Annotated in this window: 1 protein-coding gene; it reads left to right on the top strand. The window is 34.2% G+C overall.

The window, feature by feature from the left end; all coding sequences use genetic code 11:
* A partial coding sequence (locus tag F6K38_RS42905) for a transposase family protein (RefSeq protein WP_287361011.1) occupies nucleotides 1-972 on the top strand: 972 nt, incomplete at its 5' end.
* Between the last annotated feature and the right edge of the window lie 95 nt (nucleotides 973-1,067).

Here is a 1,067-nt window from a genome sequence, read left to right as displayed (position 1 = left end):
ACTTGGAACTACATCCAAAAAAATCCTAAACAAACAAAAAGATTGCTAGGAATAAATTATGAGCAACTCTCTCAACTGATAGAACAAGCTAAGTTATTACATCGTCAACATCAAGAAAAAATTGAAAATCAAAAAGTCCGGCTAATAAAGCCTGGGGGAGGTGCTGGACAAAAATTATCAATTGAAGACCAAATAGTCTTGACATTAATTTACTTACGACATCACATAAACTTTCAACTTCTCGGACTACAGTTCCAGGTGAGTGAATCTAAAGCAAACTCTACTTTTAACTACTGGCAATCTATTTTCAGGGAAGCTCTACCAGCTTCTTTGTTAGAACAAGTAAAAAAGTACGAAGAATCCGAGGATATAATTCAAGAAGCCTTAACTGAGTATGAGTTAATAGTAGATAGCGCAGAACAAGTCAGAGAAAGACCTTCAGACTATAATCAACAAAAATTATTCTATTCTGGCAAGAAGAAAAACCATACATTTAAAAATCAATTTATTGTTTTGCCAAAAGGGGAAGATATAGTGGATGTAGTGGTCGGTAAACCAGGCCCCAAAAGTGACATAAATATTTGTCGGGAAAGTTTAAAAAAATTTGATGATAAACAACGACTGAGTGGGGACAAAGCTTATCTAGGAGAAGAACAAATAAGAACTCCCCATAAAAAGCCAAGAAATGGTGAGTTAACCTCACAGCAAAAGAAATATAACAAGCTATTATCTTCAAACAGAATATTTGTAGAACATGTGATTAGGTTGGTAAAAATTTTTAAAATAGCGGGAGAAAGGTTTCGCCTAAATTCTAATAAATATTCTGGGGTGATTTTGACAATATGTGGTTTGGTAAGATTGAGAACAGGAGCCTTAGTATTACAAGTAACAAAAGCCTCGGAAATTGCTGAAACAATTGAGGTTGTCTATGCTCATAGTTTTAGTGCTAAATTAACATCAATAGCTTCTTAAGCTTATTATAGCGTTAATTCAACGTAAAATTGACTTGGTCAATTTGATCGCTGAAAAGCAGTGCCTGAGAAAGTTTCAAGTTTTTGGAGAGGTCT

It is taken from the genome of Moorena sp. SIO3B2 (assembly GCF_010692525.1).
Classification (GTDB): domain Bacteria; phylum Cyanobacteriota; class Cyanobacteriia; order Cyanobacteriales; family Coleofasciculaceae; genus Moorena; species Moorena producens.
Note: the sequence above shows the minus strand (reverse complement) of the source record. Positions and strands in the feature narration are given on the sequence as shown.